This window comes from Halorubrum sp. SS7, assembly GCF_005435055.1.
In the GTDB taxonomy this organism is placed as follows: Archaea; Halobacteriota; Halobacteria; order Halobacteriales; family Haloferacaceae; genus Halorubrum; species Halorubrum salinarum.
Genome location: NZ_SGXV01000582.1, coordinates 1 through 247, shown reverse-complemented (window position 1 = coordinate 247; position 247 = coordinate 1). Strand labels below are relative to the sequence as shown.

2 pseudogenes are annotated in these 247 nt (G+C 68.4%); both read left to right on the top strand.

Annotation, left to right across the window (positions count from 1 at the left end):
• Positions 1-109: pseudogene (locus EXE44_RS21775) on the top strand (replication factor A); the annotation flags it as partial.
• 1 nt (position 110) lies between these two features.
• Positions 111-247 (top strand): annotated as a pseudogene (locus tag EXE44_RS19220) (DNA-binding protein); the annotation flags it as partial.

The following is a 247-nucleotide window of genomic DNA, read 5'->3' as shown; positions in this document are numbered from 1 at the left end:
CTACCGCGTCACCGGCCCCACCTTCGGCCGGTACGTCCTGGTCGACGAGATGGAGGACCCCGGGACGGTCGACGTTGAAAGCGCGCTGATCGAAGCGAGGTCGATCTGATATGAGCGGGTCAGCCCCCACCCGAGAGGTCGCCCGGCGCGTGTTCGCCACCGAGTTCAACGACGCCGGCTACACGTTCACCGAGTCCGACGACGAGCGCGCTCCCGTCTACGCGCTGCTGCCGACGGGCGAGTCCTC